Source organism: Bradyrhizobium sp. JHI2711 (genome assembly GCF_056156565.1).
Map to the genome: position 1 here is coordinate 841,946 of NZ_JBPZPT010000003.1, position 25,532 is coordinate 867,477.

Annotated in this window: 27 protein-coding genes; 16 read left to right on the forward strand and 11 right to left on the reverse strand. The window is 65.2% G+C overall.

Annotation, left to right across the window (positions count from 1 at the left end):
- The first annotated feature begins 128 nt into the window (after positions 1-128).
- The 6 genes from ACTEK7_RS26255 (at position 129) to ACTEK7_RS26280 (ending at position 6,405) form a co-directional block, all read left to right on the forward strand.
- Positions 129-923, forward strand: coding sequence for an ATP-grasp domain-containing protein (locus ACTEK7_RS26255; protein WP_225148521.1), 795 nt, complete (start codon positions 129-131; stop codon positions 921-923).
- A 182-nt stretch (positions 924-1,105) separates the two neighbouring features.
- On the forward strand, positions 1,106-2,113 hold the full coding sequence (locus tag ACTEK7_RS26260) for an NADP-dependent oxidoreductase (protein WP_225148520.1): 1,008 nt from the start codon (positions 1,106-1,108) through the stop codon (positions 2,111-2,113).
- Between the two features lie 148 nt (positions 2,114-2,261).
- Positions 2,262-3,110: a cysteine rich repeat-containing protein gene (locus ACTEK7_RS26265; RefSeq protein WP_225148519.1), complete on the forward strand. Its 849-nt coding sequence runs from the start codon at positions 2,262-2,264 to the stop codon at positions 3,108-3,110.
- A 133-nt stretch (positions 3,111-3,243) separates the two neighbouring features.
- Positions 3,244-3,456: a hypothetical protein gene (locus tag ACTEK7_RS26270; RefSeq protein ID WP_225148518.1), complete on the forward strand. Its 213-nt coding sequence runs from the start codon at positions 3,244-3,246 to the stop codon at positions 3,454-3,456.
- Between the two features lie 187 nt (positions 3,457-3,643).
- Positions 3,644-4,795 (forward strand): FAD-dependent monooxygenase, encoded by a 1,152-nt coding sequence (locus ACTEK7_RS26275; RefSeq protein WP_225148517.1) that lies wholly within the window; start codon positions 3,644-3,646, stop codon positions 4,793-4,795.
- Positions 4,792-6,405 (forward strand): benzoate-CoA ligase family protein, encoded by a 1,614-nt coding sequence (locus ACTEK7_RS26280; RefSeq protein ID WP_225148516.1) that lies wholly within the window; start codon positions 4,792-4,794, stop codon positions 6,403-6,405. Before ACTEK7_RS26275 ends, ACTEK7_RS26280 begins: the two co-directional genes overlap by 4 nt.
- A gap of 153 nt (positions 6,406-6,558) precedes the next feature.
- Here the strand turns inward: ACTEK7_RS26280 and ACTEK7_RS26285 are convergent, their stop codons facing one another.
- Both ACTEK7_RS26285 and maiA read right to left on the reverse strand, forming a co-directional pair.
- On the reverse strand, positions 6,559-7,071 hold the full coding sequence (locus tag ACTEK7_RS26285) for a MarR family winged helix-turn-helix transcriptional regulator (RefSeq protein WP_225113689.1): 513 nt from the start codon (positions 7,069-7,071) through the stop codon (positions 6,559-6,561).
- On the reverse strand, positions 7,061-7,693 hold the full coding sequence (maiA, locus tag ACTEK7_RS26290; RefSeq protein WP_109145513.1) for a maleylacetoacetate isomerase: 633 nt from the start codon (positions 7,691-7,693) through the stop codon (positions 7,061-7,063). Before maiA ends, ACTEK7_RS26285 begins: the two co-directional genes overlap by 11 nt.
- Before the next feature lie 212 nt (positions 7,694-7,905).
- On the opposite strand from maiA, the gene gtdA reads away from it, so the two are divergent.
- Positions 7,906-8,946 carry a gentisate 1,2-dioxygenase gene (gtdA, locus tag ACTEK7_RS26295; protein ID WP_225148515.1) on the forward strand — a complete coding sequence of 347 codons (1,041 nt, stop codon included), beginning with the start codon at positions 7,906-7,908 and terminating at the stop codon, positions 8,944-8,946.
- 152 nt (positions 8,947-9,098) lie between these two features.
- Here gtdA and ACTEK7_RS26300 read toward each other — a convergent pair whose 3' ends face one another.
- The 4 genes from ACTEK7_RS26300 to ACTEK7_RS26315 form a co-directional block, all read right to left on the reverse strand.
- The gene (locus ACTEK7_RS26300) at positions 9,099-9,920 is read right to left on the reverse strand and encodes an ABC transporter permease (RefSeq protein ID WP_225148514.1); all 822 of its coding nucleotides are present in this window, start codon (positions 9,918-9,920) and stop codon (positions 9,099-9,101) included.
- Positions 9,913-10,686, reverse strand: coding sequence for an ABC transporter ATP-binding protein (locus ACTEK7_RS26305; protein ID WP_057027464.1), 774 nt, complete (start codon positions 10,684-10,686; stop codon positions 9,913-9,915). The genes ACTEK7_RS26300 and ACTEK7_RS26305 overlap by 8 nt, the downstream gene beginning before the upstream one ends.
- 358 nt (positions 10,687-11,044) lie before the next feature.
- The gene (locus ACTEK7_RS26310) at positions 11,045-12,049 is read right to left on the reverse strand and encodes an ABC transporter substrate-binding protein (protein ID WP_225148513.1); all 1,005 of its coding nucleotides are present in this window, start codon (positions 12,047-12,049) and stop codon (positions 11,045-11,047) included.
- Between the two features lie 31 nt (positions 12,050-12,080).
- Entirely contained in the window at positions 12,081-13,448 is a 1,368-nt protein-coding gene (locus tag ACTEK7_RS26315; RefSeq protein ID WP_225148512.1) for an FAD-dependent oxidoreductase, read from the reverse strand.
- 111 nt (positions 13,449-13,559) lie between these two features.
- Here ACTEK7_RS26315 and ACTEK7_RS26320 point away from each other — a divergent pair, with 111 nt between their 5' ends.
- Both ACTEK7_RS26320 and ACTEK7_RS26325 read left to right on the forward strand, forming a co-directional pair.
- Positions 13,560-13,832 (forward strand): hypothetical protein, encoded by a 273-nt coding sequence (locus ACTEK7_RS26320; RefSeq protein WP_225148511.1) that lies wholly within the window; start codon positions 13,560-13,562, stop codon positions 13,830-13,832.
- 43 nt (positions 13,833-13,875) lie between these two features.
- Positions 13,876-14,439, forward strand: a complete 564-nt coding sequence (locus ACTEK7_RS26325) for an NADAR family protein (RefSeq protein WP_036026370.1) — start codon at positions 13,876-13,878, stop codon at positions 14,437-14,439.
- Here ACTEK7_RS26325 and ACTEK7_RS26330 read toward each other — a convergent pair.
- Entirely contained in the window at positions 14,436-15,236 is an 801-nt protein-coding gene (locus ACTEK7_RS26330) for an enoyl-CoA hydratase-related protein (RefSeq protein WP_225113681.1), read from the reverse strand. The genes ACTEK7_RS26325 and ACTEK7_RS26330 overlap by 4 nt on opposite strands.
- A 151-nt stretch (positions 15,237-15,387) precedes the next feature.
- Between ACTEK7_RS26330 and ACTEK7_RS26335 the strand changes: the two genes are divergently transcribed.
- Positions 15,388-16,362 (forward strand): ketopantoate reductase family protein, encoded by a 975-nt coding sequence (locus tag ACTEK7_RS26335; RefSeq protein WP_225148510.1) that lies wholly within the window; start codon positions 15,388-15,390, stop codon positions 16,360-16,362.
- Positions 16,363-16,365: 3 nt separating this feature from the next.
- Here the strand turns inward: ACTEK7_RS26335 and ACTEK7_RS26340 are convergent, their stop codons facing one another.
- Both ACTEK7_RS26340 and ACTEK7_RS26345 read right to left on the reverse strand, forming a co-directional pair.
- On the reverse strand, positions 16,366-17,043 hold the full coding sequence (locus ACTEK7_RS26340) for an alpha/beta hydrolase family protein (protein WP_225137642.1): 678 nt from the start codon (positions 17,041-17,043) through the stop codon (positions 16,366-16,368).
- A 126-nt stretch (positions 17,044-17,169) separates the two neighbouring features.
- Positions 17,170-17,826, reverse strand: a complete 657-nt coding sequence (locus ACTEK7_RS26345; RefSeq protein ID WP_225148509.1) for a TetR/AcrR family transcriptional regulator — start codon at positions 17,824-17,826, stop codon at positions 17,170-17,172.
- 72 nt (positions 17,827-17,898) lie between these two features.
- Between ACTEK7_RS26345 and ACTEK7_RS26350 the strand changes: the two genes are divergently transcribed.
- A complete protein-coding gene (locus tag ACTEK7_RS26350; RefSeq protein WP_225148508.1) occupies positions 17,899-18,840 on the forward strand; it encodes an SDR family NAD(P)-dependent oxidoreductase in 942 nt (313 codons plus the stop codon).
- A 122-nt stretch (positions 18,841-18,962) separates the two neighbouring features.
- Here ACTEK7_RS26350 and ACTEK7_RS26355 read toward each other — a convergent pair whose 3' ends face one another.
- Positions 18,963-20,519, reverse strand: coding sequence for an acyl-CoA synthetase (locus ACTEK7_RS26355; protein ID WP_036014511.1), 1,557 nt, complete (start codon positions 20,517-20,519; stop codon positions 18,963-18,965).
- On the reverse strand, positions 20,516-21,253 hold the full coding sequence (locus tag ACTEK7_RS26360; protein WP_109141707.1) for a TetR/AcrR family transcriptional regulator: 738 nt from the start codon (positions 21,251-21,253) through the stop codon (positions 20,516-20,518). The genes ACTEK7_RS26355 and ACTEK7_RS26360 overlap by 4 nt, the downstream gene beginning before the upstream one ends.
- An 88-nt stretch (positions 21,254-21,341) precedes the next feature.
- Here ACTEK7_RS26360 and ACTEK7_RS26365 point away from each other — a divergent pair, with 88 nt between their 5' ends.
- The 5 genes from ACTEK7_RS26365 to ACTEK7_RS26385 are packed head-to-tail and all read left to right on the forward strand — an operon-like array spanning position 21,342 to position 25,401.
- Positions 21,342-22,523: a lipid-transfer protein gene (locus ACTEK7_RS26365; protein ID WP_225148507.1), complete on the forward strand. Its 1,182-nt coding sequence runs from the start codon at positions 21,342-21,344 to the stop codon at positions 22,521-22,523.
- 8 nt (positions 22,524-22,531) lie between these two features.
- Positions 22,532-22,987, forward strand: a complete 456-nt coding sequence (locus ACTEK7_RS26370) for a MaoC family dehydratase N-terminal domain-containing protein (RefSeq protein ID WP_109141709.1) — start codon at positions 22,532-22,534, stop codon at positions 22,985-22,987.
- Positions 22,984-23,394: a MaoC family dehydratase gene (locus tag ACTEK7_RS26375; protein WP_225148506.1), complete on the forward strand. Its 411-nt coding sequence runs from the start codon at positions 22,984-22,986 to the stop codon at positions 23,392-23,394. Before ACTEK7_RS26370 ends, ACTEK7_RS26375 begins: the two co-directional genes overlap by 4 nt.
- A gap of 20 nt (positions 23,395-23,414) precedes the next feature.
- A complete protein-coding gene (locus ACTEK7_RS26380; RefSeq protein ID WP_225148505.1) occupies positions 23,415-24,242 on the forward strand; it encodes an SDR family NAD(P)-dependent oxidoreductase in 828 nt (275 codons plus the stop codon).
- Positions 24,243-24,255: 13 nt separating this feature from the next.
- Positions 24,256-25,401 (forward strand): acyl-CoA dehydrogenase family protein, encoded by a 1,146-nt coding sequence (locus tag ACTEK7_RS26385; protein ID WP_225127100.1) that lies wholly within the window; start codon positions 24,256-24,258, stop codon positions 25,399-25,401.
- Positions 25,402-25,532 lie beyond the last annotated feature (131 nt).

Below are 25,532 nucleotides of genomic sequence, written 5' to 3' on the forward strand. Positions count from 1 at the left end.
CCTTCATTGCAGCACTTAATTTCCGGCGCGCTCGCAAGAATTTCATTAAGAATAGCTCTGATTTTCAGCCGGTTTGGCGCCGATGCCCGCATTTTTGCGGCTTTTGGCGACAGGAATGACGAAACACCATGGCAAGCGGCGAGCGGATCTTCGTTCAGGCGATCAGGCGGTATTGCACGGAGAGGGGCATCGCGGTCGATGTCCGCTCCGACGGCTGGCTGATCGCAATGCGCCGGGGGCCACGGCGCCGTTTCGCCTTCGGCTACGACATCGGCCTCAACAGCGCCATCGCCCATCGCCTCGCCAATGACAAATCGGCCACCGCCGAGGCGCTGACGCTGGCGGAGGTGCCCTGCGTTCCGCATCGGCTGTTCCTCAACCCGAAGCTGGGCGTGCATGTCGCCGGCGCCGATTGGCGCAAGGGGATGCTGGCGCAGCTTGCCCAAAACCCGCAGGGCGTGGTGGTGAAGCCGAACGAGGGGACATCGGGGCGATCGGTGTTCAAGGTGACGACGGAGGCGGAGCTCGACCGGGCGGCCAGCGAGGTCTTTTCGATGAGTACGGGGCTCGTGATCTCGCCCTTTGTCGCGATCGAGGAGGAGGTCCGCGTGGTCCTGCTCGATGACATGCCGCTCGTCGTCTACAGCAAGCAGCGCGGCTCGGATTGGCGGCACAATCTCGATGCCGGCGCAAAGCCGGTGTTGCTGGAGGACGGCGAAGTCCGCGCGGCCTGCGCAAAGCTCGCGATCGATGCCGCGTGCGCCATCAGCATCGTCTTTGCTTCGATCGACGTGGTTCGCGTGAACGGCGAATGGAAGGTGCTCGAGATCAATTCCGGCGTGATGATGGAGGCGCTGGGCAAGCTGCATCCGGAGCTGGTGCAGGCGGCGTATGGCGCGGCGCTCGACCGGGTGTTTGCGTGACGCTCTGAGCGCCAAGCGCAAGCTGCAACCCCTTCTGCGTGCGGCCGCGTTTTCAGGATGTTCCCGTTGTGAAATGGAAAGCGGCGATCTAGCCTTCATGCAGCGCACGACGCATGCGGCTTGCACGCTTTCCTTGCGGCGGCTGCATCAATGATCGTCAAGCAAATGAAGAGGGAAACGCCATGAGCGGCAACATCAATCGCCAGATCCTGCTGGTGGAGAAGCCCAGCGGCAAGCTCGGTCCCGAACATTTCAGGATGGTCGAGGGCGCGATGCCGGAGCCGAAGGACGGCGAGGCCTTGCTGCGTGTGCGCTATATCTCGCTCGACGCAGCCAACCGCGCCTGGATGCACGGCGCGACCTATCGTTCCGCCGTCGAAGCCAACAGTGTCATGGCCGGCGGCGCCATCGCCGAGGTCGTCAACTCGAAGGCAGCGGGGCTTGCGCCCGGCGACATCGTATTCGGCGACACCGGCTGGCAGGAATTTGCCGCCGTGCCGGCGAAGCATCTGACCAAGATGCCGAAGCTCGAGCCGATGACGCACCTGCTCAGCGTGTTCGGCATCGCCGGCCTCACCGCTTATTTCGGCCTGCTTGAGATCGGCAAGCCCAGGGAGGGCGAGACGGTCGTTGTCTCCGCAGCCGCAGGCTCGGTCGGCTCGATCGTCGGACAGATCGCCAAGATCATGGGATGCCGCGTCGTCGGCATCGCCGGCGGCGCCGACAAGTGCAGCTGGCTGACCTCCGAGCTCGGCTTCGATGCCGCCGTGGACTACAAGGATGGCGCGGTGTTCAAGGCGCTGCGCGCAGCGGCGCCTGATGGCATCGACGTCTATTTCGACAATGTCGGCGGCGACATCCTCGAAGCCTGCCTGCCGCAGATGAACAACTACGGCCGCATCGCCTGTTGCGGCGCGATCTCGCAATATGACGGCGCGCCTGCCGCACATGGCCCGCGCGGCGTGCCCGGCCTGATCGTGGTGAAGCGGCTGACCATGCAGGGCTTCATCGTGATGGACTACATGAAGGACAGCGAGCGCGCGCTCGCCGATCTCCAGGCTTGGGTGAAATCCGGCAAGCTCAAGGTGCAGGAGGACATTCTCGATGGACTTGAGACCACGCCGAAAGCGCTGATTGGATTGCTCGCAGGCGAGAACCGCGGCAAGCGCATGGTGAGACTGACGACGTAGTCGCGCCCCAATTGCGCCGGCACAATTGACTTGCGGTAGAGGCCGAAGCGGCCAAAGATGCCGCTCGCGAGCTGACCCTCGCGACGATTGCGCTTGCATATTTTTTCAGGATGGTCGGCGTTCCCGATCGGGCAGGAAATTCATTCAAATGTTCAAAACGTTGAAGCATGCATCGACGCGCACAGCGTTGCTGGCGACAGCACTCTTCGCAACTGCAACAGGAGCGTTCGCGCAGACCGAGGCCCAGAAAAGCGCGATCCGGTCCGCATGCCGCTCGGACTTCATGGCGCATTGCTCGAGCGTGACGCCTGGCGGAGTGGAGGCGTATCAATGCCTCGCCAAGAACATGTCGAGCCTGTCGTCGGGCTGCCAAGCTGCGGTTCGCGCGGTCGAACCGGCCGCCGCGCCGAAGACCGAAGCAGCGCCCGCCAAATCTGAACCGGCCAAATCTGAACCGGCCAAATCTGAACCGGCCAAGTCTGAACCGGCCAAAACGGAAGCGGCGCCGGCTGCCGCGCCAGCTTCCAAGCCGGGAGCGGCGGCGGCGCCGAAGGCAGCAGCAGCAAAGCAGCCGAGCCCCGCGCAGGTTTCCGCGATCAAGAGCGCCTGCCGCGGCGATTATCCCAAGGTCTGCGCCAGCGTGCCGCCCGGCGGCGCGCCCGCGCTCGAATGCCTGGAGAAGAACAAGGCGAAGGTGTCGGCCGGTTGCGCCAAGGCGGTGAACGCGGCTTTCGGTGGCGGAGCGGCCGCGCCTGCTTCCGCTGCTGCACCGGCCGCAGAGGCGGCGCCTGCCGCGGCACCGGCCGCCATCGTGCTGCGGCCATTGCTGCCGCGCGAAGAGCTGTTCATCGTGCGGTCGGCTTGCGGCGCCGACATCCGCACCCTCTGCGCCGGCGTGGCGCCCGGCGGCGGCCGGATCATCCAATGCATTTCCAACCGGGCGGCATCGCTCTCGCCGGCCTGCAAGGAGGTGCTCGCGCCTTTCGCGGCGCGATGAGACCGAGCGAGCTTAATTCGTCCGCGGCATGAATTGCGGTGCGTGACGCAAAGGTTTTCGCGTGCTGAGGCGTAAACTAACCGATCCTTGTTTGAAAGGCCGCTACGACCACGACAAGCCCCGGGAGGACAACATGCGTTCATTGCTGCTCGTTGCTTCTGCGCTTCTGGCTTTCGCCACCATGACCTTCGATGCCACCGACGCCAATGCGGTGGTGTGCGCACGCGGCGTCGTTCGCGCCGGCTGCGCCGGCCCGAACGCGGCCGTGGTCGTCCGCAAGCCGGTGCCGGCGGTCCGCTGCACCCGGGTTCTGGTGAACGGGGTCTATGTGAAGCGCTGCGTCTGACCCCCCGGTGGCCAATCCGCCCCGGTTTGGCTATGATTCGCACCTGACGGTTTCGGACCCGCAAAACGCGTGTCCGGACACGTGCTTTGGCGTGCCGCGCGCTGGCAATATTCCGCTGGCGCCGGACACCGGAGCACATTAGTCTACCCCTAGATAGTAAGTATACTGTCAATTAGGGAGGCAGACGTTGCGGATCGCCGTGATTGGCGGGGGGCCCGGTGGGCTCTACTTCGCCTATCTCTGGAAGAAGCGTCACCCCGAGGATCAGGTCGACCTGTTCGAACAGAACCCGGCCGACGCGACCTGGGGCTTTGGCGTCGTGTTCTCCGACCAGGCGCTGGAGTTCCTGCGCGCTGACGACCCCGATACGGTCGATGCGATCGCCCCGCACATGGAGAGCTGGGAGAACATCACGCTGCACCTGCATGGCGACAGCGTCGCCATCGACGGCGTCGGCTTCTCATCGATCGGGCGACTGGATCTGCTCAGATTCCTGCAGCAGCGCGCGCTCGATGTCGGCGTCACCCCGCGCTTCGACACGCAGATCCAGGCGATCGACCAGCTCAACGGCCACGATCTGATCGTCGCCGCCGACGGGCTGAACTCGCTGGTGCGCCGCGCCTATGAGGGCGATTTCGGCACCTCGCTGTCCTACTCATCCAACAAGTTCGTCTGGTACGGCACCTCGAAGCGCTTCGACACGCTGTCGCAGACCTTCGTGAAGACCGAGCGCGGCGCCTTCAACGCCCATCACTACCGCTATTCGCCGACCATGAGCACCTTCCTGGTCGAATGCGATTACGCCACCTGGCAGGCCTATGGGTTCGCCTACAAGGACGTCGAGCAGTCCAAGGGCGTCTGCGAGGAGGTGTTCGCCGACACGCTCGGCGGCCATTGCCTCGTCTCCAACAAATCGGTCTGGCGCAATTTTCCCTGGATCTGGAACGAGCACTGGTCGTTCAAGAACATGGTGCTGCTCGGCGACGCCCTGCATTCGGCACATTTCTCGATCGGCTCGGGCACGCGGCTCGCGATCGAGGACGCCATCGCCCTCGTCAAGGCGCTGGAGTCGGACGCGCATCTTGCGACCGCGCTGCATCGCTATCAGGCCGCGCGCAAGCCCATCGTGCAGAAGCTCGTCAACGCGGCGCGCACCAGTGCGTTCTGGTACGAGCATTTCGCCGAGCACATGAAGCTTCCCGTGATGGACTTCGCCTACAGCTACATCACCCGCTCCGGCCGCATCGACGATTCCCGGCTACGCGCGATGTCGCCGGCCTTCATGGCCCGCTATGAAGCGGCCAGGAATGGCGGCGACAATGGCGGAGGCGAGGCATGAGCAACGCGATTTCCGATCAGGTGCCCGCCGACAGCGAGGGCGCACGCGAGATCGGCTTTGCCGTCCCTGACATCTACAACGCCAGCCGCATCCTGTTCGAGAATCTCGCCAAGGGCCGCGGCCACAAGCGCGCGTTGATCGGCCCCGCGGGCACACGGACTTATGCCGAGCTTTGCGACGAGGCTTGCCGCTGGGGCAACGGCCTCGCGTCGCTCGGCCTGAAGCGCGGCGACCGCGTGCTGCTGTTCCTCGACGACACGCCGGCCTACCCCGCCGCCTTCTTCGGCGCCGTGCGCGCCGGCTTCGTGCCGCTGCTGATCAACACGTTGACGCCGCCGGACGTCTTGCAATTCTACCTCACCGATTCCGGCGCGACCGTCGCGGTCGCGGATGCAGAATTCGCGGCGCGCTTCAATGCCGAGGCTTGCAGGGAGACCAAGCTGCATACGCTGATCGTGGCCAACGGCGCGGCCGGCGAGCACGCGGCGCCGCGGGCGCTCGCGGCGGCGAGCTGGCTCGCGCAATTTTCTGCTGAGCTGGCGGAAGCGCCGACGCGGCGCGACGAAATGGCGTTCTGGATGTACTCCTCCGGCTCGACCGGACGGCCCAAAGGCATCGTGCACCTGCAGCACGACATGGCCTACACGGATGCCGCCTTTGCGCGGAACGTACTGAAGCTGACGCCTGACGACATCTGCTTCTCGGTGCCGAAGATTTTCTTCGCCTATGGCTTCGGCAATTCCGTCACCTTCCCGTTCTCGGCCGGCGCCGCAACATTGCTGCTGCCGGGCCAGCCGAAGCCGGCAGCGATCTTCGCGGCGATCGAGCAGTACAAGCCGACAATCTTCTTCGGCCTTCCGACGCTGTACACCTCGCTAACCAAGGCCGAGGGCGCGGACAAGACGGACTTCTCGTCGCTGCGCATGGCACTCTCCGCCGCCGAGGTGCTTTCGGCCGAGGTCTTCAACGGCTGGAAGACGCTCACGGGGCTCGAAATCGTCGAAGGCCTCGGCTCGACCGAGGTGCTGCACATCTATCTCTCCAACCGGCCCGAGCAGAAGAAGCTCGGCGCTGCGGGCCTGCGCGTTCCCGGCTACGAGGTCGCGCTGCGCGACAAGGACGGCCGCGACGTCGGCGACAACGAGGAAGGGATTCTGTGGGTCCGCGGTGATTCCAACACGCCGCTGTACTGGAACCGGCCGGACAAATCCGCCGAGACCATCCGCGAGGGCGGCTGGATCTACACCGGTGATCGCTTCGTGCGGGATGCCGACGGTTTCCACTTCTTCCGTGGCCGCGCCGACGATCTCATCAAGATCTCCGGCCAGTGGGTCTACCCGCTCGAGGTCGAGCTGTGCCTCGCCGATCACCCCGACATCCGCGAATGCGCGGTGTTCGCCGCCGAGCTGCCGGACCGTCGCATGACGCTGAAGGCGGTGGTGGTGATGAACAGCCGAGCGGTCGACCAGAGTGAGGCGACGCGCAGGCTGCAGGACTATGTCAAGGCCAGGCTGCTGCCCTACAAATATCCGCGCGAGGTGATCTTCATCGACGAGTTGCCGAAGACGGGGACGGGGAAGATCGATCGGCAGGCGTTGCTGCGGATGTGAGGCGCGCTGTCATCGCCCGGCTTGACCGGGCGATCCAGTACTCCGAGACGGTAGCGGTTGAATCGAGACGCCGCGGGGTACTGGATTCCCCGCCTGCGCGGGGAATGACAGTCGAGATTGAGGGCGACAGTGTCGCTCTACAACTGGAGCCCCTCACCCAGCCTTCCCAAGATGCTCCAGCGCGTCCTCCGCGCGCAGCGGCACGCGGGAGGCTTCGTTGTTGAGATCGACCAGCTGCGCCAGCAGGCCCATCAGCGCCTTGCGGTCGGCGGGCTTGAGCGGCTCCAGCATCCGGGCCTGGGCGCGCTCGACGGCGGGGATGATCTCGCGCAGGATCGCGGCGCCGGACTTCGTCAAGTACAGGAGCTTGATCCGCTTGTCTTCCGGCGCCGGCTTGCGCTCGATATAGGCCTTGGCCTGGAGACGTTCGATCACACTGCCGAGCGTCGAGCGGTCGAAGGCGATCACCGCCGACAGCCGCGTCGCGTCGATGCCGGGATGGGTGTGGATTGCGACCAGCGCGGCATATTGCACCGGCGTGAGGTCGAACGCCTTGCACTCCTCCATGAAGATCGAGACGGCGATCTGCTGCATGCGCCGGAACAGATAGCCCGGCGCGGCATAGACCGCGTCGATCGTGATCGGAGGGGGCGGCTTACTCGGCATCGGGCTGCTTCTCCGGCGCGGCATCGGCAAATGCCGGCAGTGCCTTGGCGGCGGCCTCGGCCTGGAGCAGGCGCGGATAGGCGGAGACGTCGACGCCGAAGCGGCGCGCATTGCCGAGCTGCGGCACGAGGCAGAGATCGGCCAGCGTCGGCGCATTGCCGAAGCAGAATGGGCCCTTCTCGTCCTTGATCAGCGTCTCGCAGGCCGACAGGCCCTCGCGGTTGACCCAGGCGGCCCAATCCTGGACCTTCTCCTCGGGCAGGCCGAGCTCACGCAGCCGCGCCAGCACTTTCAGGTTCTGCACCGGATGGGTGTCGCAGGCGATCGCCAGCGCAAACGCCCGCACCTTGGCGCGGCGCAGCGGATCCTTCGGCAACAGCGGCGGATTGGGATGGGTCTCGTCGAGCCATTCGATGATGGCGACCGATTGCGTCAGCACTCCGCCCGCATCGTCCTCCAGCGCCGGCACCAGGCCCTGCGGGTTGATGGCGAGATAGCTGGGGGCGCATTGCTCGCCCTTCCGCAAATGATGCGGCAGATGCTCGGCGCCGAGCCCCTTGAGGTTCAGCGCGATCCGCACGCGGTAGGCGGCGCTGGAGCGGAAATAGCCGTGCAGCTTCATTGAGACCTCCCTGCTTTGTCATTCCGGGGCGACGCGCCAGCGTCGAGCCCGGAATCCATACTCCCGATCGTGGTTATGGATTCCGGGCTCGCCGGGCCACGCGTTGCGCGGCCCTTCGCCCCGGAATGACAACCTTGTATGTCATCCGTCACGTTGACGCTACCTAGATCCTCAGTATACTGTCAATCAACAAACGATCGGGAGCAGCAACCATGGAAGCCGTGACCAAGACGCCGGAACGCGAGGCGTTCTACCGGAAGATCGACGGCGAGAATCTCACCGCGCTGTGGACGGTGATGAGCGACCTGATCACGCCGGAGCCGAAAAGCGCGTGCCGGCCTCACCTCTGGAAGTTCGACGTCATCCGCGACTACATGGTTGAAGCCGGCAAGCTCATCACCGCCAAGGAAGCCGAGCGGCGCGTGCTGGTGCTGGAGAACCCGGGCCTGCGCGGGCAATCCAAGATCACGACCTCGCTCTATGCCGGCGTGCAGATGGTGGTGCCCGGCGACGTCGCACCGGCACATCGCCACAGCCAGTCGGCGCTGCGCTTCGTGCTCGAAGGCAAGGGCGCCCACACCGCGGTGGACGGCGAGCGCACCGCGATGGAGCCCGGGGACTTCATCATCACGCCGTCGATGACCTGGCACGATCATTCCAACGAGACCGACCATCCGATGTTCTGGCTCGACGGCCTCGACATTCCCCTGGTGCAGTTCTTCGACTGCTCCTTTGCCGAAGGGGCGAAGCAAGACCAGCAGAAGATCACGAAGCCTGCGGGCGACAGCTTTGCCCGCTACGGCCACAACCTCTTGCCCGTCGATGTGAAGCGGAGCTCGAAGACGTCGCCCATCTTCAGCTATCCCTATGCCTACACCCGCGAGGCGCTGGAGAAGGCCAGGACGACCCAGGAATGGGACGCCTGCCACGGCCTCAAGCTGAAGTTCAGCAACCCCGAGACCGGCGATTTCGCGATGCCGACCATCGGCACCTTCATCCAGCTGCTGCCGAAGGGTTTCAACACCGCGCGCTATCGTTCGACCGATGCGACGGTGTTCTGCCCGATCGAAGGACGCGGTCGCAGCCGTATCGGCGATACAATGTTCGAATGGGGTCCCCGCGATTTGTTCGTGGTGCCGAGCTGGCATTGGGTGACGCACGAGGCGGATGAGGATGCCGTGCTGTTCAGCTTCTCGGACCGGCCGGTGCAGCAGAAGCTGGATCTGTTCAGGGAAGATCGCGGGAACGCGTGACGGTCGCCGGTCTCGTAGGGTGGGCAAAGGCGCCCTTGCGCCGTGCCCACGTCTTCGCGACTCATGAAGGAATGGTGGGCACGCTTCCGCCTTCGCTCTTCGAGCTACGGCGGACAAGTCGCTTTGCCACCATACAGCGCCGGTGAGTGCGGCTACCGCCAGTGCAACAGCCGCATCTCCAGCCAGCCGATCATCTTCCCGACCGCCAGCCCAAACACCGACAGGATCACGACGCCGGCGAGCAACTGATCGGTCTGCATCAGGTTGCCGGCCTGCAGCACGAAGGCGCCGATGCCGTATTGGGCGCCGATCATCTCGGCGCTGACGACCAGCAGCAGCGCGACGGAGGCGGTGATGCGGAAGCCCGCGAGGATCGCCGGCAGCGCGCCGGGCCAGATCACCTTGCGCACGATGGTGGCGAACGGAACGTTGAAGCTCTGCGCCATGCGGATCAGATTGCGCGGCACGGCATCGACGCCGCTATAGACCGAGATCGCGGTCGAGAAGAATACCCCGAGCGCAATGGTCGCGATCTTCGGCTCTTCGCCGATGCCGAGCCAGAGAATGAGCAGCGGCAGCAACGCGATCTTCGGAATCGGAAACAGCGCCGAGATGAAGGTGATGCCGACGCTGCGCGCAAGGCCCGACAGGCCGATGGCGAAGCCGACGGCGATGCCAGCCGCCGTTCCCAACAGCCAGCCGACGCCGATCCGCAGCAGCGAGGCCGAAACATGCTGCCAGAGTGCGCCGGAAACGGCGAGCTGATAGATCGCGCGAACAATTGCGGAAGGAGTCGGCAGAAACAGCGCATTGACGAGGCCGGCGCTGCCGGCGGCCTGCCAGATCGCGATAAGCAGGCCGAGCGCGATCCAGCCGCCGTACCGGCTCGAGGCAGGCACGAAACCGGCGCCGCGGAAGCGGACGGGCCGCGTAGCTTCGTTCTTGGCCGTGTCCGTTGCCGCGCGGTCAAGCATGCTGGACCTCGCGCTCGGCATCGATCGCCTCGTTGCGGATCAGCGACCAGATCTGGTTCTGCAGCACCAGCAGCTTTTCGCGCGCCGCCGCTTCGCCGCGCGTCGCCCGCGCCATCGGCACGGTGACGACCTCGCGGGTGCGGCCAGGACGGCGCGACAGCACCACGATGCGGTCGGCGAGCCGCGCGGCCTCTTCGAGATTGTGGGTGACGTAGACCGCGCCCATGCCGCCATCGGCAAGCAGGCGGATGAAATCCTCCAGCAGCAGCTCGCGAGTCTGCGAATCCAGCGCCGACAGCGGCTCGTCCATCAAGAGGATCGCGGGCCTCACCGCAAGCGCGCGCGAGATGCCGACGCGCTGGCGCATGCCGCCGGAGAGCTGCTTTGGATAGGTCTGGCGAAAATCGGTGAGGCCGGTGCGGCGCAGCGCATCCTCGACCAGCGCGCGGCGCTGCGCGGCCGAGAGCTGGGTGTGCAGCAGCGGGAATTCGACGTTTTCCTCCACCGTCGCCCAGGGCAGCAGCGCGAAGTCCTGGAACACGAAGGTCAGCGGATTGAGACTGTCCGCCGGCGGCGCGCCGCGCAGCTCGGGCGCGCCGGAGGTCGGCTGCAGCAACCCGCCGAGGATCGACAGCAGCGTGCTTTTGCCGCAGCCGGAGGGCCCGACGATCGCTACCACCTCGCCGGCCCCGACGGTGAACGAGACGTCGTCGAGCACAGCGAGATCGCCGAAGCGATGGGAGATGTGGCTGGCGATCAGGTCCATGAGGCGCACCGTTTCTGCTCGGGCTGGTGTGCGCGCTCTTCACCCTTCTCTGGAGGGGGAGGGCATAGGCCGCCTATGGCGGCCGTCCCTGAGAACGCCGAAGCCAAGCTTCGGCTATGTCGTATTGAGCGAAGCGAAATGCGAACCGGGGTGGGGTGACAGTCTATCGGCGCGGATGCTGGCAATTCCTGCCCCCGAACTTCCCGCGAATGGTCGGAGCAAGCGACAGATAGACCACCGCCGTGGCTCACCCCGCCCCGCTCGCTCCGGACGATGCTGCGCATCGCCGGTGCGATCGACCCTCCCCCTCCAGGGGAGGGTGGCAGATCGCCTGCCGCGGGAGTTTGCACAATCAGCATCAATCCACCTTCACGAATTCCTTCGCGATGATCGCTTCCGCATCAAAGCCCTTATCGACGAAGCCCTGCTCCTGCAGCCATTTGATCTGGTTGTCGACGTTCTTCACGTCGAGCTTGCCGTCGGGATCGATATAGGCGCAGTTGCCGACCACCTGCTCGACCGGCAGGTTGGTGTACTTTGCGATGATCTCCAGCAGCGGCCTGGTCTTGTCGTTGATCGGGGCGACACCGTCCTTCATCGCGGCAAGGATGACGTCGTGATATTCGCGGTCGGCTTTCGCGAGCACGCCGAGGAATTTCGTCACCAGCGCCTTGTTGGCCAACGTCTTCGGCGCGGCGAATACCGCGCCCAGCTGCCACGGCGTCTCGTCACCGACCCAGCCTAGGAATTTCGCGCCGCCCTCGTCCATCAGCTTTCGCGCGGTCGAGATCGGCAGCAAGGCGGCATCCACGGTCTCGCCCTTGAGCGCGGCGGCGGCATTCGACAGCGATTGCAGCGGCACGATCTTCACGTCCGCGAGCTTGAAGCCGTATTTGTCGGCGAGCAGGCCGAGCGAATAATGGAAGCTCGATCCGACCTGCGTCATCGCCACACGCTTGCCCGCAAGGTCCTTCGGCGTCTTCAGGCCGCTCGCATAGGCATTGTTGCTGGCGAAATAGCCGATCAGGGGATAGCCCGGCTTCTCGCGGCTCATGCCGCCGATCACCTTCAGCGTGCCCTTGCCTCCGAGATTGTAGAGCCCGGCGGTGAAGGCGGTGACGCCGAAATCGACGTCGCCCGAGGTGGTGGCGACCGCAATCGGCTGCGCCGCGTCGAAGAACTTCAGCTCGACCTCCAAGCCGGCCTCACGGAAATAACCCTTGTCCTGCGCGATGAAGACCGGCGCCGACGAAGACAGGCGGAGCACGCCGATCCTGGCTTTCAGCGGATCCTCGGCCCGTGCCGTGCCCATAGCCATGATCGCCATCAGGCCCCCTACCGCGAGCCGCGCAATCCCGATCATCCCGTTTCCTCCGCTTTGTCTTGCAGTGCGTTTACAGGCCTTCGGGCACCGCCTGGTCCCGTCCGATGAAGGCGCCCTGTTGTTTCAACGTTTCCTGCAACTTTTCAATGGGGATTTCGCGTGGAATCCGGTTTCCGGACAGCGCCAGAGCGGCGGCGGAACCGGCGGCCTCACCCATCGCGAAGCAGGCACCGGAGACCCGGGCGGCCGACTGGCCCTCGTGGGTCATCGAGGCGCAGCGGCCGGCGACCAGGAGATTGTCGACGCCCTCAGGGACCAGCATCCGGTAAGGCAGCTCATTATAGCCGCGCGATTCCGGGATCGGCGGGAAGGTGAAGACGACGTCGCCGGGCACATGGGCCTCGATCGGCCAGCCGTTGACGCCGATGGAATCCGCGAACGAGGCGCAGCCGAGCACGTCCTCGCCGCTGAGCTGGTAGCCACCCTTGATGCGGCGGGTCTCGCGGATGCCGAGCTGTGGCGGCAGGTCGACGATGTAGGACTTCTCAAATCCGGGCACCGTGCTGCGCAGGAATTCGTACGCGGCGAGCGCCTGCTTGCGGCCTTCGATCTCGCCGCGGGTGAGATCGTCGGGCTCGATGCCGTTGATGGCATGACCGTCCTCGCGCGCCACCTGCGTAAAGTTCACCCGCCATTCGATGCCGGATTTCTGTGGCCGCACGATCGCGCTTCTGCGCGGAAACCTGTGCGTGCCGGCCGCTACGGCCTTTTCCATCAATTGCGGAATGGTGCGCCAGGCCTCGCCGGCCTTTGCGGGATCGATGCCGTTGAGACGGAGCATCATCGAGGGGTAGAGCGGATGGCCATGCTCGTCGCCGATCTCGAACGGCGCGCCGGCCCACACGGCGAGATCGCCGTCGCCGGAGCAGTCGATGAAGATCTCCGCGCGCACCGCCTGCCGGCCGGCCTTGGTCTCGATCAGCATCGCGTCGATGCGGCGCTCATCGGCCATCACGACGCTGGCGCCGAGGGCGTGGAAGAGCATATTCACCTTATGGCTGGCGAGCAGCTGGTCGGCCGCGATCTTGTAGGCGGCGGTGTCATAGGCCTGGGCAAAAACCTTGCCGAGGATCAGATGCGGCGCGTTGAGGCCGTTCAAGCGATCGATCCGCGCCAGCAGCTCCGAGGCCAGCCCCTGCACCAGCCGCCGGTGCTCGCCATGGACATTGCCGTGCAGGCCGCAGAAATTGGTGACGCCGGCCGCGGTGCCCATGCCGCCGAGAAAGCCGTAGCGCTCGATCAGCAGCGTCTTCCGGCCCGCGCGCGCCGCTGCGGCCGCCGACACGATGCCGGCCGGCCCGCCGCCGAGCACGACGACTTCATATTCGCCATAGAGCGGCACTTTGCGCGCCGGTTCGTCGATCGTCGTGGCCCGCATGGCGCGTTCCTTCCGGAATCTGGTTCGAACTGGATCACGGCTTAGCCGGCGGTCCTCATGCCCGCAAGATCGCGGTTGCTCGCCACCGGTGAACCTGAGACAAGGACGGCCATGAATTCGATCATCATCAGGTCCTGCTTCGCCGCTTCTATCGCCCTCGCGCTCTCGGCCGTTCCAGCCTCGGCCGTGGAGCAAAATTGCCGTTTCATCCCCGCCAAGCCCGATCGCGAAGCCTGCTACAAACGCCAGGAGGAAGAACTTGCGGCCAAGCGCAAGCCGGCCGCGCCGGCGGCTGAGAGCACGACGCTCGAAACGCTGCGCCAATTGCGACAGGATGACGACGCGGTCTATCGCAGCATCAACAACATCTGCCGCGGCTGCTGACCACGATGGCAGGATCCAAGGACGGACAAGAGGAAGCATAGGGATGCAGATCGATGGAGTTGATGCTCTAAGGAACGCAATCAGTTCTGGATGGGCTCCCGAGTTCGTCTTCTTCTGGGGACACACTCCGAAGGATCACAGGATCGGCAAGCACGTGCTCAGCCAGTGGTGGCCGGCGACCTTCGTCATTGATGGCCAAACCTATAGTACAGCCGAGCACTATATGATGGCCCAGAAGGCTGAACTATTTGGGGATCAGGACACGCTCGCCGCCATCCTTTCTGCGCCCGGTCCTTCGGAAGCGAAGAAGCTCGGTCGGCGAGTCAAGGGCTTCGACGAGGAGCGCTGGATAGTCCATCGCTTCGACGTCGCGGTACGCGGCAATTTGGCGAAGTTTGGCCAGAACCCGGAGCTCGGAGACTGGCTGCTCGCGACCCGTGATGCTGTGCTTGTAGAAGCCAGCCCCGTTGATAGCGTCTGGGGGATCGGTGTTGCCGCAGACGACAAGCGAGCCAGTGACCCGCATAACTGGCCGGGCCTCAACCTGCTGGGTTTTGCGCTGATGAAAGCCCGCCATTCACTGAAATCAGGATCGTCGGCGCCCTAGCTGCCACTACCCCAGTTCGCCGCCCGCTTCTCGGCGAAGGAGGCCAGTCCCTCCGCCGCCTCGGCGCTCTGGCGCTTGAGCGAGTGCAATCGCACGAGCCGGGTGTAAGCGGCATCGTTCACGGCCATGCCGCCGAACGAGCTCTCCAGCGCAAGCCGCTTGGTCTCGGCCATCGCCTCCGGTCCGTTGGCGAGCAGCTGCTCGACCACCTTGGCGCCTGCGGCCTCGAGATCGGCGAGCGGCACCACCTCGTGGACGAGGCCGATGCGGCGGGCGTCCTCGGCGCCGAAGCGCTCGCCGGTCAGCGCGTAACGGCGGACTTGCCGTACACTAATGGCATCGCAGAGCTGCGGGATGATGATCGCCGCGGTCAGGCCCCAGCGCACCTCGGTGATCGAGAACAGGGCGTTGTCCGCTGCAATCACGACATCGCAGGCCGCGATGACGCCGGTGCCGCCCCCGAAGCAGCCGCCCTGCACCAGCGCGACGGTCGGAAGCGGCAAAGTGTTGAGCCGCTGCACGGCCTCGAACGTCGCCCGCGAGGCTGCCTCGTTCGCCTCGCGCGATTGCGGCCGCACGCTGTTGATCCATTTGAGATCGGCGCCGGCCTGGAAGTGCTTGCCGTTGCCCCGGAGCACGACGACGCGCAAATTGGGCTTGCTGCCGAGGTCGTCCATGGCCGCGAGCACGCCTGAGATCAGCGCGCCGTCATAGGCATTGTTGACTTCCGGCCGATTCAACGTGACGGTCGCAACCCCGCGTTCATCGAGGCTCCACAGGACGGGGCTGGCAGTCATCGGCGGTCCTCCGGTTGTTTGCCGCGCACTATGGCTGAGCGCGCCTGCCCTGATCCATATCTTTCCGGCGTAGGGCGGCCGCGTCCATCGCATGGCGGCTTGTGTCATGCTGGCTGCGGGCGACACCACGGGATGGATACGGGATATCAATATGCGCATCTGCATTTTCGGCGCAGGCGCCGTCGGCAGCCACATTGCGGTACGGCTGGCGCGCGCCGGCCATGAGGTCAGCTGCGTGATGCGGGGCGCGCATCTGGAGGCGGCCCGCGCGGGTGGGCTCAAGCTGCGCGTCGGCGATTCCGAGGTCGGCGCCAAGGTGAACGCGTCAGGCGACCCGGCCCAGCTCGGCCCGCAGGACGTCGTGATCTCGACCTTGAAGGCGACGGCGCTTCAGGGACTGGTTTCCAGCATCAAGCCGCTGCTCCAGGACGATACTGCGATCGTGTTCGCGCAGAACGGCATTCCCTGGTGGTACGGTATCGGCCTGCCGCCGCGGCACCCGACACCGCCCGACATTTCATTCCTCGATCCCGGCGGGCGCCTGCGCGCCTGCATCCCGAAGGAGCGGATCATCGGCGGCGTGATCTTCTCCTCCAACGAGGTGATCGCGCCCGGCGTGGTGCAGAACCTGACGCCGGACCGCAACCGCCTCCTGATCGGCGAATGCGACGACCGCAATTGCGAGCGGATCACGAAACTGCGCGGCGTCTTCAACGATGCGCGGCTGGAATCGCCGCCGGTCGCCGAGATCCGCGAGGCGATCTGGTCAAAGCTGCTGACCAACATGTCGCTGTCGGTGCTGTGCCTGCTTACAGGCCAGACCGCGCGCGGCGTGCGCGACGACCCCGCCTTCACGGAGGTAATTCCGCGCATGCTGAACGAGGCCAACGAGATCGCCCAATACTTCATTCCCGAGGTCAAGCGTGCCAGCCGCAGCGGCCCCGCCCCCAACCACAAGCCGTCGCTGCTGCAGGATTACGAGCTCGGCCGCGCCATGGAAGTCGACGTGCTGGTGAAGGCGCCCCAGGCCTTCGCGCGCACCGCCGGCCTGTCCACGCCGACGCTCGACCTGATCGCCGCGCTCGCGATCCAGAAGGCGCGCGACAAGGGGCTTTATTCCGCGTGAGCCTCAGGCGAGCGCATCGATCCAGGCCGCGAGCGTGTCCAGCACCTCGTTGAGCGCCTCGTCATTGCTACGGCCGGATTTCTTGAGCACCGCAAAGGAATGGTCGCCGCCTGCGACCTCATGCAGCGTCGCCTTACGCCCGAGCCGCTCGATGACGGGCTCGATATGGGCAAGATCGGCAAGCTCATCGCGTGTGCCTTGCAGGAACAGCATGGGAATCGCGATTGCAGCGAGATGCTCGGCGCGCTCGCTCGACGGCTTCTTGGCGGCATGGAGGGGAAAGCCGAGGAAGGCCAGCCCCTTGACATCGGGGAGCGGCGACTTCGACTGCGCCTGCGAGGTCATGCGGCCGCCGAATGATTTTCCACCGGCAACGAGCTTCAGCCGGGGGCAGAGCCGCCCCGCCTCCGCGACCGCGGCGCGCACGCTCGCGTGTGCGATTGCGGGCGGGTCAGGACGTCCCTTCTTCGCTTCCATGTAGGGAAAATTGAAGCGGAACGTCGCAATGCCGCGTTCGGCAAGGCCGGCTGCAACCTTCTCCATGAAGGAATGCCGCATGTCTGCGCCGGCGCCGTGCGCCAGGACGTAGCAGGCGCGCGCGTGGGTCGGCTGCGTCAGGATCGCCGAGACCGTGCCGATGCGCTCGATGTCGAGCTTGAGCTCTGTCGTCTTGCCCGTCATGACCTACGCAAGCCTCGATGTGCATCTAAAGCGCGATGAGATCTGGATGAATCGTCATGACGCTTTAGGTTGTTGTTTGCGCATGATCTTTCCGGAAAACCGCTTCGCACTTTTACGGATCATGCTCTATTGGCGCGTGCCGCTCGCGGGCCAGAGATAGTTCAGGACCTGATCGAGCGTCATCATGATCTCGCGGCGTCCGGCCTCGTTGTTCACAGAGCCGAATTTCTCCTCGAGCGCAAGCTTGGCAAAGCCGTGAACGGTGGACCAGGCCGCCGCAGCCGCCGTCTTCGCCTCCTTCGCGGTGCCGCCGGTCAGCTCGGCGACGACGACCTCGAACGCATGGCCGGCGGCCCTGCTCGCCTGCTTCAGGCGCGCATCGTCGGCAACCAGCCGCTTGTTGGCAAACATCATCTGAAAACGGCCGGGATGCCTCAACGCATAATCGACATAAGCAAGCCCCTGGGCATGGAGCTTGTCGCGGACGCCCTGCTTGCCGGAGGCCGCCTCGCGCAAGGCGCCGGCAAGCGCGTCGTAGCCGCGGATCGCCACTTCGGTGAGAAGGCCCTGGGCGTTGCCGAAATGATGAGACGGCGCGGCCGGCGAAACGCCGGCGCGGCGTGCGGCTTCGCGCAGCGTGAAGGCTTCCGCACCCTGCTCGGCGAGAATGGCTTCGCTCGCGGCGATCAGCGCCTCTTGCAATTCGCCGTGATGGTATCCGACCTCCGGCCTTGGCCGGGTCGGAGCGGTGCTGCGCTTGGCGGCGGGGGCCCGTTTCTTCATGTAACTTGACACTGTTCAGATTGCAGCATATCTATCTTAACACTGTTCAGATTGAGCGGATCGGAGTTCGAAATGACCGAAATGCAGAATATCACCGCGAGCCATTCCGTAAAGCGGCGTCATCTGGTTGGGGGCGCGGCCCTCGGCATGCTCGCAGGTGCCGTCGGCGGCCTCGCCGGCGGCGTGGCGCTCGGCCAGGGCGCGGCGCTGCCGCAGCAAAAGCCGAGCGGCAAGCAAAGGTTCGCGGGCAAGGTCGTCATCGTCACGGGCGGCACCTCCGGAATCGGGCGGGCCGCAACGCTGATGTTCGCCGCCGAGGGCGGCCGCGTCGCCTTTTGCGGGCGCAACACCGACCGTGGCAAGCAGGTGGAGACCGAGGTGCGCGAGTCCGGCGGCGAGGCCGTCTTCGTTCGCGCCGACCTGCGCCACGAATCCGAGGTGAAGGCGCTGGTCGATACGACCATCGCGCGCTACGGGCGGCTCGACGTCGCCTTCAACAATGCCGGCATCTCAATCGAGAAGCCGCTGCATGAATTCAGCGCGGCCGAATTCGACGACGTGATCGGCACGGATCTGCGCGGCGTGTTCCTGTCGATGAAATATCAAATCCCGCACATGCTGGAGAAAGGCGGATCGATCGTCGTCACCTCCTCGTCCAACGCCATTGCGACGTCGGCCAAGCGCTCGGCCTATTCGGCTGCCAAGCGGGGACTGGTCGGCCTGGTGCAGGCCGCGGCACTCGACTACGCAAAGCATGGCATCCGCATCAACACCTTGATCCCCGGCACCACGGACACCCCGATGATCCGCCGGCTCGCCGGCATGGAGGGCCTGCCCGATGCGGCCTGGCATATCGGCATCGCGCAATGGGCCAAATCCAACGTCCCGGGGTTACAGCGCGTGGCAGCGCCTGAGGAGATCGCGGCTTTTGCGCTGGTGCTGGCCTCCGACGATCATCCCTATACGACCGGCGGCCAGTTCGTGATCGACGGCGGCAAGACGGCTCATGGCTAGATCGGACGCAGCCTGAAAACACAGTTCATGGCGATCCCGGTGGGCGTATCCGCGCGACCACGATCTGGAAAACATCAATCTTCGCGCGTCCTCGGCGCGCAGGCCGTAACGCGCGGGAGCCGTCAGCTGACCCGCCGTTCCCGCCCCTCCCAGAACGGCCTGCGCAGCTCGCGCTTCAGCACCTTGCCGGCACCGGACAACGGCAGTGGCGTCTCGGTGATCTCGATGCTGCGCGGACATTTGTAGCCGGCAATCAACGTCTTCGTGAACTCGATCAGCTCGCCGGTTGAAACCTCTACGCCGCTGCGTTTGACCACGACGGCATGGACCTGCTCTCCCCATTGCTCATTGGGAATTCCGATCACGGCGCATTGCAGCACCGACGGATGCTGCGCCAGCGCGTTCTCGACCTCGACCGAGTACACATTCTCCCCGCCCGAGATGATCATGTCTTTCACCCGGTCGACGACATAGATGAACCCGTCCTCGTCCATGTAGCCGCCATCGCCCGTGTGCATCCAGCCGTCGACGACGGCGCGCGCGGTCTCCTCCGGCCGCTCCCAATAGCCCATCATCACGGTGTCGCCGCGCACCACGATCTCGCCGACGGCGCCCGCCGGCAGCGGCTGGTCGTTCTCGTCGACGATCCGCACCTCGCAGCCGAGCGTGGCGCGGCCCGCACCGCGATGACGTCCCTTTCTGCGCCCCTCCGCGACATGCTCGTTCGCATGTAGCAGCGTCGCGATCGGCGACAATTCGGTCATGCCATAGGCCTGGGTGAAGCGCACATGCGGCAGTGCGCGCGCGGCACGATCGAGCACCGCCTCGCTGATCGGCGAGGCCCCGTAGATGATGTTCTTCAGGGACGACAGGTCGTATTTGCCGATCGCGGGGTGATCGACGAACATCTGGATCATCGTGGGCACCAGCAGCACGTCTGTGACGCGCTCGTTCTGCATCGCAGCCATCACGCCTTCGGGCGTGAAGCCCTGAACGATCACGTTCGAGCCGCCGGAGAGCAGCAGCGAATACATCGCCGCCCCGTTGGCAAGGTGAAACATCGGAGCCGCATGCAGATAGATCGCACTTGCCGGAAACAGGCCTTCGCCGAGTGCGTTGAGCGCATTGGCCATCAGATTCTGGTGACTGAGCATCACGCCTTTGGAACGGCCGGTGGTGCCGCCGGTGTAAAAGATGCCGGCGAGATCGTCGCTTTTGCGCATGGCGTCGGGCACCCGAGCGCTGCCCGCAACCAAAGCCTCATAGCTCTCCATCCCCGCCGGCGCCTCGCCATCGTCGGCATAGATCAGCTTCAGCCCCGGAATGGCGCCGGCGAGCTGCGCGCCGACCTGCGCAAAGGCCTTGTCGACCAGCAGAACGGACGCGCGGCAGTCGCGCAGCGCATCCTCGTTTTCCAGCGCGCTCCAGCGGATGTTGAGCGGCACGATCACGCCTCCCGCCCAGCCGGTCGCCAGATAGAGCTCGAGATAGCGGTCCGAGTTGAAGGACAGCACCGCAACACGGTCGCCGTCCCTGACGCCGCGCGTGCGCAGGCCGCCGGCCAGCCTTGTAACGCGCTCGCCGAGCTCGCCCCAGCTGCGCCGCCGCTGGCCATAAACGGTCGCCAGCCCATTCGGATTGATCTGCAGCGCCCTGCGCAGGCCGTGCGTGATGTTCATCCCGTCTCTCCTCCCGTGCGTTTCTTCCCTGTTGCTTTGCGTCCTGAGTTGCGCCCTTGCGGCGCCCTCGGCGTCTTCTTTGTCATTTGCAGCCGAACCTCGGCCGCCAGGCCGTCCGTCAGCCGCACCGTGAACTCGTCGGCGATCGCGGTCGGCGACAGCTTGCCCTCCCGTCGATACCAATGGCCGATCCAATTGAGCGAACCCGCGATCGCGAAGGCTGCAAGCTTGGGATCGCAAGGCCTGATCGAACCGTCAGCAATGCCTGCAGTAATGTATCGCCGGAAGGTGGCGTCGATCCGCCTCTTGGCGGCGCGTGCGACACCGGCGTTCCGCTCGGCCAGATCGCGCAAATCGAAACGCACCAGGCTCGCGCCGAAATCGGTCGCCATCAGTTCGGCATAGGCGTGCACCAGCTTGCGCAGCTTGGCGAGACCCGAACCGCCGCCGGCGTTGATCTCCGTGATCACGCCGTCGACGAGTTCGGCGCCCATCGACCAGCATTCGAACAGGATCTCGTCCTTGCCCCGGAAGTAATTGTACAGCGCGGGCTTGGTGATGTTCAGCCGGTCCGCAACCTCGTTCAGCGTTGCGCGATGATAGCCCTGCTCCAGGAACAGCTGCACGGCGGCGCGCAGCACCGCCTCGCGCTTCTCGTCGCGGGCGCGGCGCCGGCTCTCGAACGGCAGCCAGGGCGAAGGCGATGACGGCGGAGCGGGCGGCGCTGAATCCATGGTCGGTCGGTTGACTCTGGTGGAGATCGGACGATATGTTACCCAGGGGTAAGAAAAAGTCCAACGGGTAATTTATTGGGAGGAAGCGATGTCTGACGTGGTCGTCGCCGGGGTCGGCATGATTCCGTTCGCCAAGCCGGGCGCCAGCGCCCCCTATCACGAAATGGGAACGGAAGCGGTCAAGCTCGCGCTCGCCGATGCCGGCCTCGGCTACGAGAAGATCGAGCAGGCCTATGTCGGATACGTCTATGGCGATTCCACCTGCGGGCAGCGCGCGCTCTACCCCGTCGGGATGACCGGCATCCCCATCGTCAACGTCAACAACAATTGCTCGACCGGATCGACCGCGCTGTTCATGGCGCGGCAAATGATCGCAAGCGGGGCGCTGGATTGCGTGCTGGCGGTCGGCTTCGAGCAGATGAAGCCCGGCGCGCTCGGCAGCGTCTACACCGATCGCCCGAGCGCGTTCGAGGAGTTCGACGCCGCCGCGGACCAGCTGATCGACGCCCCCGGCATTCCGCTGGCGTTGCGCTATTTCGGCGGCGCCGGGCTCAGCCACATGAAGAAATACGGCACGCCGCTCGACGCCTTCGCCAAGGTGCGCGCCAAGGCGAGCCGACATGCGAAGAACAATCCGCTCGCGCTTTTCCGCAAGGAAGTCACGGCGGACGACGTGATGAACGACCAGGTGATCTGGCCCGGCGTGATGACGCGCCTGATGGCGTGCCCGCCGACCTGCGGCGGCGCCGCCGCCGTGCTGGTCTCCGAGCGGTTTGCGGACAAGCATGGCATCGGCAAAGAAGTACGCATCGCGGCGCAGGCCATGACCACCGATACGCCCTCGACCTTCAAGGCCGGCGACATGATGCAGCTGGTCGGCTACGACATGGCAAAAGAGGCTGCCAGCCGGGTTTATGAGAGCGCCGGCATCGGCCCCGGCGATCTCGACGTGGTGGAGCTGCACGACTGCTTTGCTCATAACGAGCTCATCACCTACGAGGCGCTCGGCCTCTGCGGCGAGGGTGAAGCCGGCAAGTTCATCAATGACGGCGACAATACCTATGGCGGCCGGATCGTGACCAATCCGTCCGGCGGATTGCTGTCCAAGGGACATCCGCTCGGCGCCACCGGGCTTGCGCAGTGCTACGAGCTGACGCGGCAGCTGCGCGGCACCGCCGGCGCCACGCAGGTCGAGGGTGCCAAGGTCGCACTTCAGCACAATCTTGGCCTCGGCGGCGCCTGCGTCGTCACGCTCTACAAGCGGCACTGATATCGGCCATGGTCGACCAGTCCGCCGTAGGGCGCAGCTTCACGCCGGTCACCGCGCGCGTGGAGCCCGGCCGTCTCCGCTACTTCCTCAACACGCTGGGTGAACAGAATCCGGTCTACCGCAATGCGGATGCTGCCCGGGCGGCCGGGTTCACCGGCATGCCGGTGCCGCCGACCTATCTGTTCTGCCTGGAGATGATGGACATCGACGATCCCTTCGAAATGTTCAGCGCGCTCGGCATCAATCTGTCCCGCGTGCTGCATGGTGAGCAAAGCTTCGCCTATCACGCGCCGGTTCTGGTCGGCGACACCCTAACGTTTCGGCCGCGCGTAACCAGCGTAACGGACAAGAAGGGCGGCGCGATGACGCTGATCGGCATCCGATGCGAGGTGACCAATCAAGACGGCGTGCATGTCGCCGATACCGCGCGCACCATCGTCGTGCGCAACGAGGCGGCGTCATGACGGCATCCGGAGACATCAAGGCCGGCGAGCGCATCGTCCACAAGGTCTTTCCGCCGATCACCCGCCACACGCTCGCGCTCTATTGCGGCGCATCGGGCGATCATAATCCGATCCACGTCGACATCGACTTCGCCAAGGCGGCCGGATTTCCCGATGTGTTCGCCCACGGCATGCTGGTGATGGCCTGTCTTGGGCAGGCGCTGACGGATGTGGTGCCGCCGTCGAAGCTCCGCAGCTTTGCGACCCGGTTCGTCTCGATCACTCAGCTCGGCGCCAAGCTCACTTGCGAAGGCACCGTGACCGAGCTCTTCGTCGAGGACGGCGAGCGTCGCGCAAGGCTCGCGCTCACCACCAAGGACGATCGCGGCGAGGTCAAGCTCGAAGGCAGCGCCGTCGTCGCGCTGTGACAGCAAGAGGACTCATTCAAATGACAAGACTGCAGGGAAAGGTCGCGCTCGTCACCGGCTCAGGCCGGGGCATCGGACGCGCGATCGCGCTCAAGCTGGCGGGCGAAGGCGCCAGGGTGGTCGTCAACGACCTCGATGCCGAGCCCGGCAACGCCGTGGTCGCGGAGATCGAGGCACTCGGCGGCAATGCCACTGCCGTGAACGGCAGCGTCGCCGAGGCGGGCTTCGCCGATCGCTTCGTCGGCGCCGCGCTGGACAAGTTCGGCGGGCTCGACATCATCGTCAACAATGCCGGCTATACCTGGGACTCCACCATCCAGAAGATGACCGACGAGCAGTTCCAGGCCATGCTCGACGTCCACCTCGTCGCGCCGTTCCGGATCCTGCGCGCGGCCGCCGAGCCGATCCGCGTCTTCGCCAGGAAGGAGGCCGAAGAGGGACGCGAGGTGTTCCGCAAGGTCGTGAACATCTCCTCCATCGCGGGTCTCTACGGCAATGCCGGGCAGGCCAGCTATTCCTCGGCCAAGGCCTCGCTGATCGGCTTGACCCGAACCATGTGCAAGGAGTGGGGCCGCTACAAGGTCAACGTCAATTGCGTCGCCTTCGGCCTCATCAACACCCGCCTGACCCAGCCGATCGAGGCGCAGCAGAAGACCATCGACGTCGCCGGCCGCGACATCAAGGTCGGCGTGCAGCCGCACATGCTCGAAGCCATGTCGCGCATGATCCCGCTCGGCCGCGGCGGTACGCCGGAAGAGGCAGCCGATGCCGTCTATCTGTTCTGCAGTCCGGAATCCAATTATATCAGCGGTCAGGTGGTCGTCGCCGGCGGCGGCCTGATTGTCTGAGAGCGAGGCGCTGATGCAGTACCGATCGTCGTGGATGACCGAAGAGCTGGACACGTTCCGCGACCAGTTCCGCAAATATCTCGCCAAGGACCTGGCGCCGCATGCCGAGAAATGGCGCGAGCAGAAAATGGTCGACCGCTTCGCCTGGCGCGGGCTCGGCGAGATGGGAGCGCTGCTGGCGAGCGTGCCGGAGGAATATGGCGGTCTCGGCGCCACCTTCGCCTATGACGCCGCCGTGCTCGACGATCTCGAGAGCACGGTGCCAGAGCTGACCACCGGCGTCTCCGTGCACAGCGCCATCGTCGCGCATTACATCCTCAATTACGGTTCGGAGGAGCAGAAGAAACGCTGGCTGCCGAAGATGGCGTCCGGCGAGATGGTCGGCGCCATCGCCATGACCGAGCCCGGCACCGGCTCGGACTTGCAAGCTGTCAAGACCACGGCGAAGAAGCAGGGCAATTCCTACGTCATCAACGGCCAGAAGACCTTCATCACCAACGGCCAGGCCGCCGATCTCGTCATCGTGGTCGCGCGCACCGGCGAGCTAGGTGCCAAAGGCATTTCGCTGATCGTGGTCGAGACCGCGGGCGCGGACGGCTACAAGCGTGGGCGCAACCTCGACAAGATCGGCCTGCACGCCTCCGACACCTCGGAGCTGTTTTTCGACAACGTGACCGTGCCGCCGGAAAACCTGCTCGGCAAGGAGGAGGGCCAGGGTTTTGTCCAGTTGATGCAGCAATTGCCGCAGGAACGCCTTGCGCTCGCGGTCGGCGCCGTCGCCTCGATGGAGCGCGCGGTCAAGCTCACCACCGACTACACCAAGGAGCGCAAGGCGTTCGGCAAGCCGCTGATGGATTTCCAGAACACCGCCTTTACGCTGGCCGAGCGCAAGACCGAGGCGATGATCGCGCGCGTCTTCGTCGACTGGTGCATCGAGCGCCTGATCGCCAAGGACCTCGACACCGTGACGGCCTCGATGGCGAAATATTGGTGCTCGGAGAAGCAGGTCGAGACCGCCGACGAATGCCTGCAGCTATTCGGCGGCTACGGCTACATGCAGGAATACCCGATCTCGCGCATCTTCATCGATTCCCGCATCCAGAAGATCTATGGCGGCACCAACGAGATCATGAAGCTGCTAATCGCGCGGTCGCTGTGAGGCGCTCCACCTCGCCCCGCTTGCGGGGAGAGGTCGATCGCGTAGCGATCGGGTGAGGGGGACTCTCCACAGGTCCGTCTCTCACCGTATTCGCGGAAGCAGCCCCTCACCCCAACCCTCTCCCCGTAAGA